At 55.1% G+C, this 7,724-nt stretch carries 6 protein-coding genes; 2 read left to right on the plus strand and 4 right to left on the minus strand.

What is annotated here, in order from left to right; translation table 11 throughout:
- Nucleotides 1-110: 110 nt before the first annotated feature.
- Together D6C13_RS24715 and bioH are read right to left on the minus strand one after the other, a co-directional pair.
- Complete coding sequence (locus D6C13_RS24715) at nt 111-380, minus strand: YdgH/BhsA/McbA-like domain containing protein (RefSeq protein ID WP_120135270.1); 270 nt, start codon at nt 378-380, stop codon at nt 111-113.
- Nucleotides 381-609: 229 nt separating this feature from the next.
- Complete coding sequence (bioH, locus tag D6C13_RS24720) at nt 610-1,380, minus strand: pimeloyl-ACP methyl ester esterase BioH (protein ID WP_120135271.1); 771 nt, start codon at nt 1,378-1,380, stop codon at nt 610-612.
- Nucleotides 1,381-1,426: 46 nt separating this feature from the next.
- Here bioH and gntX point away from each other — a divergent pair, with 46 nt between their 5' ends.
- Nucleotides 1,427-2,116, plus strand: a complete 690-nt coding sequence (gene gntX / locus D6C13_RS24725; RefSeq protein WP_120135272.1) for a DNA utilization protein GntX — start codon at nt 1,427-1,429, stop codon at nt 2,114-2,116.
- 97 nt (nt 2,117-2,213) lie between these two features.
- Entirely contained in the window at nt 2,214-2,789 is a 576-nt protein-coding gene (gene nfuA / locus D6C13_RS24730; RefSeq protein WP_120135273.1) for a Fe-S biogenesis protein NfuA, read from the plus strand.
- 130 nt (nt 2,790-2,919) lie between these two features.
- Here the strand turns inward: nfuA and malQ are convergent, their stop codons facing one another.
- Nucleotides 2,920-5,052: a 4-alpha-glucanotransferase gene (malQ, locus tag D6C13_RS24735; RefSeq protein ID WP_120135274.1), complete on the minus strand. Its 2,133-nt coding sequence runs from the start codon at nt 5,050-5,052 to the stop codon at nt 2,920-2,922.
- Between the two features lie 8 nt (nt 5,053-5,060).
- Nucleotides 5,061-7,475: a maltodextrin phosphorylase gene (gene malP / locus D6C13_RS24740; RefSeq protein ID WP_120135275.1), complete on the minus strand. Its 2,415-nt coding sequence runs from the start codon at nt 7,473-7,475 to the stop codon at nt 5,061-5,063.
- Nucleotides 7,476-7,724: the final 249 nt, after the last annotated feature.

Here is a 7,724-nt window from a genome sequence, read left to right on the forward strand (position 1 = left end):
AAGGGTCCATGTTGAGCATGAACCCTTTTTACACGAGCCACCGGATCGGTCAACTGATCCTTAAACGATCGGCATTATGCGCCAGCATCCCTTTTTTACAGTTCAGAGAATTATTTGAAAACTTCTGCGGTCGCAGTGATTTTCTTTTTCTCCTGCGCAGCGATGACGACGTAGTATTTTCCGCCTTTTTCATCGGCCAGTTTGGACAGCTCATCTTTAGCATCCATTGGCGCAGTGTATTCATTGCTGGTGGTGACGGTACCCAGGCTGGTGTAACCCTTTTCTTTAGCGTCTTCTTTGCTGATCATCTCAGCGGCCATTGCGTTCACAGAGAACAAACCTGCCAGAACAGCTGCGATAATAATTTTATTTGATTTCATGACATTACCTCTAAATTGGATGAGTAATTTTGAAAGAAAGCAGTCAAGATATGAACGGCAGGTGAATCTGTGCTGGCACGAACCTTCCTGGTCAACCACCAGATTTCTCCCCAGAGACACAAACGGGCGATGGAAAACGTCCCCCTCTCACCTCCGGCATCTATCGGCTTAAGTATTAATCACCTTCGGGAATTATCCAGAAATTAGTAAAAAATATTTACATTGATTTTCATTTAGAAATCAAGAACTGGCGGACTCGCTCACAAAACGTGTCCGGGTGCGAGATAAACGGCGCATGCGCTGCTTTTTCAATGATTTCCGAACCGGATCCCGGCAGTAATGCATCCAGCAACGGCACCACTTTTCGCGGCACCAGCCCGTCGAGTGCGCCGTAAATACGCAATACCGGCAAGGTCAGTTCCGTCATCTGCTGGCGTAAATCGGCGGTGCGCAAAATCTCCAGTCCGCCGTTGAGTACGTCTGCCGGTGGCATGGGTAAATTCAGGACAACCGATTTCAGCAAACGGGCGTCCTGACGTGCGCTGTCACTGCCCATCGTCTGCAATGCCAGAAAACGCTCGACCGTGCGCTGGAAGTCTTCGCTTAGCTGATGCTGGAACCCCTGAAGCACATCAGGGCGTATTCCCGGCCAGTCTTCGTGCGCGGTGAAGCAAGGCGAGGATGCCACGGTGATCAGTTTTTCCACGCGCTGCGGTGCGCTCAGTGCAATCTGGCTGGCGACCAGTCCGCCCAGCGACCAGCCCATCAGCGAGGCCTTTGGCGGCATGACCGCCAGAATCGCTTCGGCCATTTCCTCCAGCGTCATCGCCCCGAAACCTTTACTGCGGCCATAGCCCGGCAGGTCGATCAGATGCAGACAAAATTGCGGCGCAAGTCGCTCTGCGGTGTAACGCCAGACTTCGGCATTCAGCCCCCATCCGTGAAGCAGCACAAGATGGCGATCTCCCTCGCCAATTGTCTCCTGGTAAAGCGTATTCATAGCGTATTGTCCGTGTCTGTCTGAATGGCAAAAGGAACCCGCCACTATGCTAACAATTGCCAGCCGCTGTTGGCTATGCCAGTGTCCGCTACATCTCGCCGTTCAGGGCATTTGCAGCCTGTGCCAGAAAACGCTACCCGTTGCACCGCCTTGCTGCCTGCGCTGTGGATTACCTTCTTCCGGCGGCAGGACCGATTGCGGACGGTGTTTGCTAAAACCCCCGCCGTGGGACGCGATGATCTTCGCCAGCCCTTATGAAATGCCGGTAAGCGGACTGGTTTTGCGGTTCAAATTCTCCGGCCAACCGGAGCTCGACACCGCACTCGCCCGTTTGCTTTTGCTGCGCTGGCAGGAACGTTACCGTTTGTGCAGTCTGCCCAGACCCGACGTGCTCCTCAGCGTGCCGCTGCACCAGAGGCGCTATTTTTCGCGGGGCTACAATCAGAGTGAATTGCTGGCAAAACCGCTGGCGCGCTGGCTGCATTGTGACTATCTGCCCGATGCCCTAAGCCGTGACCGGCGCACAACTTCGCAGCAAAGCCTGACCGAACGCGAAAGGAAGTGGAATTTGCGCAAAGCCTTCACGTGTCATGTCAGTCTGCGTGATAAACACGTGATGCTGCTCGATGACGTGGTGACGACCGGCAGCACGGTGCGTGAAATCAGTAAAATTCTGCGTAATCATGGAGTTGCTTCCATTCAGATTGCCTGTATCTGTCGCACATTACAGACATGAGCACGTGCTGCTAACACCAGCGTAACACTGAGGGTGACGGGTAAAAACAAAGGGCGTATTATAACCAACTAGAGTAGTCAACTATTGAGCGAATGTTATGATCCTTATTACCGATGCTGCCCAAGAGCACTTTGCCAAACTGCTGGCAAGCCAGGAAGAAGGCACCCAAATCCGCGTATTCGTGATCAATCCCGGTACGCCGACCGCAGAATGCGGTGTCTCCTATTGTCCACCTGACGCCGTAGAAGCGACGGATACCGAACTGAAGTTCGAGAAACTGTCTGCTTTTATCGATGAATTAAGCGCGCCATATCTGCAGGACGCAGTCATCGACTTCGTCACCGATCAGCTTGGTTCTCAGCTGACGCTGAAAGCGCCGAACGCCAAAATGCGTAAAGTGTCTGACGACGCACCACTGATGGAACGTGTTGAATATCAGCTGCAATCGCAGATTAATCCGCAGTTAGCCAGCCACGGCGGTCGTGTTTCCCTGATGGAAATCACCGACGATGGTATCGCTGTTCTGCAATTCGGCGGCGGCTGTAATGGCTGTTCCATGATTGATGTCACCCTGAAAGACGGCATCGAGAAAGAACTGCTGCAAAACTTCCCTGAGCTGAAAGGCGTTCGTGACCTGACTGAACACCAGCGCGGCGAGCACTCCTTCTACTGATCAACCGTTGATCAGCCGGAACATAAAAAGCACCCTTCCGTTGGGTGCTTTTTTTATGCTTTCGGTTCGCAGATGCCATTAATACCCCACCCCAACCCCTCCCTTCGCTGGGATGGAAGCAGACCGGGTTTTAGCTCCTCCCCCTGCGAAGAGGGAGGTTGGGAGAGGGTTTAGCAGACGGCGTTGAAGCCGCCTGCCTGCGCCGGTTCAAATCAGCCAGCAGCGCACTGATATGCTCATCCCCAAACATCTCCTCCAGGGTTCGCGTCAGTTTTCGCCGCCAGTTGGGGTATTCGGTATTGGTGCCGGGTACGTTGACCGGCAAATCCATATCCAGCCAGTCTTCCGGTTGCAGGCCGAGCAACGCGCTGGCGCTGCCCGCCAGATAACGCTGTAGCCCGCAATTGAGCACCGGCGTCATCGGCATGCCCGCCGCCGTTTTGCTGGTCGCTTTCGGCACACAATCTTCAAGATGCAACGCCTCCAGCAATCCCTGCTTGCTGTGTTCCCGCTCTGCGCGCAGTTTCTCCAGCACCTGCGGATCCGGGTACACTCCCAGCGACGCGCCGAGCGTTAAATCGCCGCCCTCCCAGTAACCGCGCAGCGTCGGCAGGTCGTGCGTGGTGACCGTTGCCATCGCCTGCGAAACATAGTCTTGTGGCGGGCGGTAAACGAAGTTTTTGTCGTGTTCGAAATACAACACTTTGTAGGAATAAACCCCGCTGTCACGCAGGCTGGCGATAATCTCTTTTGGCACGGTACCGAGATCTTCACCAATCACCATGCATTCATGACGCTGACTCTCCAGCGCCAGCACGCCGAGCAAATCCTCCAGCGGATAGCGGACATACGCGCCATTCCCCGCCTCCTGATCCGCCGGTATCCACCACAAACGCAGCAAACCCATAACGTGATCGATACGCAGCGCGCCGCATTCCGCCATATTCGCGCGCAGCAAATCAATAAATGGCTGATAGGCACGGGCTTTCATTTCATGGGGATCAATGGGCGGAAGACCCCAGTTTTGCCCCTGCGGACCAAGAATATCCGGCGGTGCGCCGATAGTGGCGTTGAGGCAGTACAGCGCCGGATCCGACCAGGTTTCCGCCCCGCCCTGTGCCACGCCAACCGCCAGGTCGCGGTACAAACCGATCGGCATTTTCAGCCCGACACTGCGCTGATAACAGGCAGAAAATTGCGTATGCGCCAGCCATTGCTGCCACTGATAAAACTCAACTTCGCTGGCGTAGCGTTCACTGAACTGCGCCACGTCAGCACTTTGGGCATCGCGATAGGCTTGCGGCCACACCGGCCAGCCCCACTGCCCTAAATCCAGATCCCGCAGATGTACATGCAGCGCATCGAACAGCGCCTGTTGCCGCAGACTGACACCGCCCAATTCCACGAAACGCCGGAAATCCTGCTTACGCGAGGTGTTTTCCGGCAGCCCACAAAACAGCGGCCAGGCGAGTTTTAGCGCTGCGGATTTCAGCGCCATCACCAGCGGATAATCGACATAATCAGTGCTGCGCGCCTGCAATAACGCGTCATGCGTTTCAACAGAATTCCACCAGCTTTGCGCCTCAGGGCTTGCGGCAAATTCCTCGACGGCGCTCACGTCGATATAGGTCAGATTCAGCCAGCGGCGGGACGACGGACTGTACGGGCTGGCACTTTGCGGATTTGCCGGATACAGCGAATGAATGGGATTCAGCCCGACGAACGCCCCGCCGCGTTTTCCGACTTCTTCGACCATTTTTTTCAGATCGCCAAAATCACCCACGCCCCAGTTATTTTCCGAGCGCAGCGTGTAAAGCTGGACCGTCGCGCCCCATAACTTTTTGCCCGCCCGCAGCGTGGGCGGTTCATAACAGCGCGGCGGTACGACGATAATCCGGCAGGGCCAGACGTTGCCGTTTTGCGCTAACGTCAGCTGATGGTAACCGGCGGGCAGTGCTGCGCCGAGGTTCAGCGCCTCGCCTGTCTGAATTTCGCCCTGCGATTGTTCGCCATTTTCCCAGGTCAGCTGCCAGTTGAATGCGCCGCTGACGTCCGGCGTCAGCAGCACCTTTTTGCCCTGCGTAAAAACTTTGACCGGCGGCACCGGCGTAACTTCAGGCGCGTCCGTCGGATCACGTCCCATCGCCGTCAGCAAAGCTGCCCGTGTGTCATCGGATACTGTTTCGACGTCATCGGTCATATTGATAAAACTGTCTAAAATCCCCGCCCGGCGGGCTGCCTCAACGAGTTGCTTATCCTCCATGTCGGCTCCTATCGTTTGGCCTGCCAGATACGCTGCTGGTAATCGCGGATGGAACGGTCAGCGCTGAACATCCCGACGCGCGCCGTATTCAGCAGCGTGCGGCGCGTCCATTCGTCGGCATTGCGGAACAGCACATCGACCTGTTTTTGCGCCTCGCAATAGGCCGCGAAATCCGCCAGTACCAGATACGGGTCGCCGCCATCGAGCAGGCTGTGAAGCATCAGATCAAAGGCTTTCTTGTCGCCATTGGCGTAAAAACCGCTGGCCAGTTCATCGAGAATGGATTTGAGATGTTTGTCTTTTTTCACCAGCGCTTTCGGCTTGTAGCCCTTTTTCAGCTGGGCTTTTACTTCATCGACCGTCAGGCCAAAGATAAATATATTGTCCTCGCCGACCTGTTCGGCAATTTCGACGCTTGCCCCGTCGAGCGTACCGACGGTCAGCGCGCCGTTCAGCGCCAGTTTCATATTCCCGGTGCCCGAAGCCTCTTTGCCTGCGGTAGAAATCTGTTCAGAGACATCCGCCGCCGGGATCATCAGTTCAGCAACTGACACACAATAATCGGGAATGAACACCACTTTGATGCGATCGGCGACGATCGGATCGTTGTTGATCTTCTCCGCCACCTGATTGATCGCATAGATAATATTTTTGGCGAGGTAATAACCGGGCGCGGCTTTGGCGCCGAACAGGAAAACACGCGGCACAATGTCGAGTTTCGGGTTATCGCGGATCTGGCGATATAAGGAAAGAATATGCAGCAGATTGAGATGCTGACGTTTGTACTCGTGCAGACGTTTGATCTGCACATCGAAAATCGCGTCCGGATTGAGCCGGATCCCCATACGATGCCAGACGTACTCCGCCAGCCGCACTTTGTTGTCATGCTTGATTTTGCGGTACTGCTTGCAGAATTTTTTGTCTTTAACGCCGTCTTCCAGCCCTTTCAGCAGATCCAGATTGTTCACCCAGCTATCGATTTTCAGACGCTCATCAATCAGCGCGGAAAGCGCCGGATTACACTGTTTCAGCCAGCGGCGCGGCGTGATGCCGTTGGTCACATTGTGGAATTTTTGCGGCCACAGCTGGTGATATTCCGGGAACAAATCTTTCACCACCAGATCCGAATGCAGTGCCGCCACGCCATTTACGGCAAAACCGGCGACGACGCAGAGATTCGCCATACGCACCTGTTTGTCGTGATGCACGGCCAGCTTCGCCCAGACAGCCTCATCGCCCGGCCACTCTTTGCTCACCCGTTTTTTAAAGCTGGCGTTGATCTGTTTTATTATCTGGAAATGACGCGGCAGCAGACTGCGCACCAGCCGCTCGTCCCAGGTTTCCAGCGCTTCCGGCATCAGCGTGTGGTTGGTGTATGCAAACGTGCGGCTGGTAATGTGCCACGCGTCATCCCAGCTCAGCTGATGCTCATCGAGCAGCACGCGCAGCATTTCAGGAATGGCGATGGTCGGATGCGTATCATTGAGCTGGATAACTTCATAGTCCGGCAGTTCCCTGATTTTGCGGCCAAGAAAATGATGACGTCGCAAAATATCGGCCACCGAGCAGGCGCACTGGAAATACTGCTGCATCAGGCGCAGGCGTTTACCGGCCTGATGATTATCATTCGGATAGAGCACTTTGGTGAGTTTGGCGGCGTCGACGCCCTGCTGTTCCGCTTTAAGGAACTCGCCGTCATTAAACTTTTCGAGATCAAACGGATGAAGATGCGTGGCTTCCCATAAACGCAGCGGCTGCGTGATGCCATTGCGATAGCCCATCACCGGCAGATCCCAGGCTTCACCGCGCAGGGTAAATTCCGGTTCCCAGCGCGTAACGCCCTGTTCGTCTTTAACGATTTTACCGCCGATACCGACGCTGACGGCCAGTGAACTGTTATGGCGGAACCACGGGTATTCGCTGCGGTGCCAGTCGTCCGGCGACTCTTTCTGTTTACCATCGACAAAGCGCTGGCGGAATAAACCGTACTGATAATTCAGGCCGTAGCCGATTCCGGGCTGCCCGACCGAGGCCATCGCATCGAGATAACAGGCCGCCAGCCGCCCCAGCCCGCCGTTGCCCAGTGCGGGATCGATTTCTTCTTCCAGCAGGTCAGTCAGATTGATATCAAACTGCCCGATCGCAGCGGCCACTTTTTCATACCAGCCGAGATTAATCAGGTTGTTACCGGTGAGGCGCCCGACCAGAAATTCCATCGAGATATAGTTAACGTGGCGGGTGATTTTTTTGCTTTTGCTGCTGGCGGTATCATTTTGCGGAGGAAGCTGTTCTGCGACGGCGGCACTGACCGCGTGCCACCACTGATGCCGGGTCATATCTGAGGCTGAAGTGAGTCCGAATGCTTGCCACTGGCGGGTGAGCGCCGCCAAAAAAACATCCTGCTTGAACGTGATCTTCGACATAGGGCAGTCTCTTTTCTGTCTGATGGGACGGAATGTTTCCGTGAGAAAAAGTGTGATCTCGCTATCTATGTATAAACCCTATGCTGGAAAAATGCTCACTGCGGGGATGAGGAAAAATGCATGAAATCATGTCGTAGGGAGGGGGAGATGCCATTAAAACCCCCTCCCCGCCTCCCCTTCGCAGGGGGAGGAGCAAAGACTCGATCGGCTCCCTCACCTGCGAAGGGGGAGGGTTGGGTGGGGTTTTAA

Origin of the sequence: Rahnella woolbedingensis (assembly GCF_003602095.1) — a bacterium.
Taxonomy (GTDB): domain Bacteria; phylum Pseudomonadota; class Gammaproteobacteria; order Enterobacterales; family Enterobacteriaceae; genus Rahnella; species Rahnella woolbedingensis.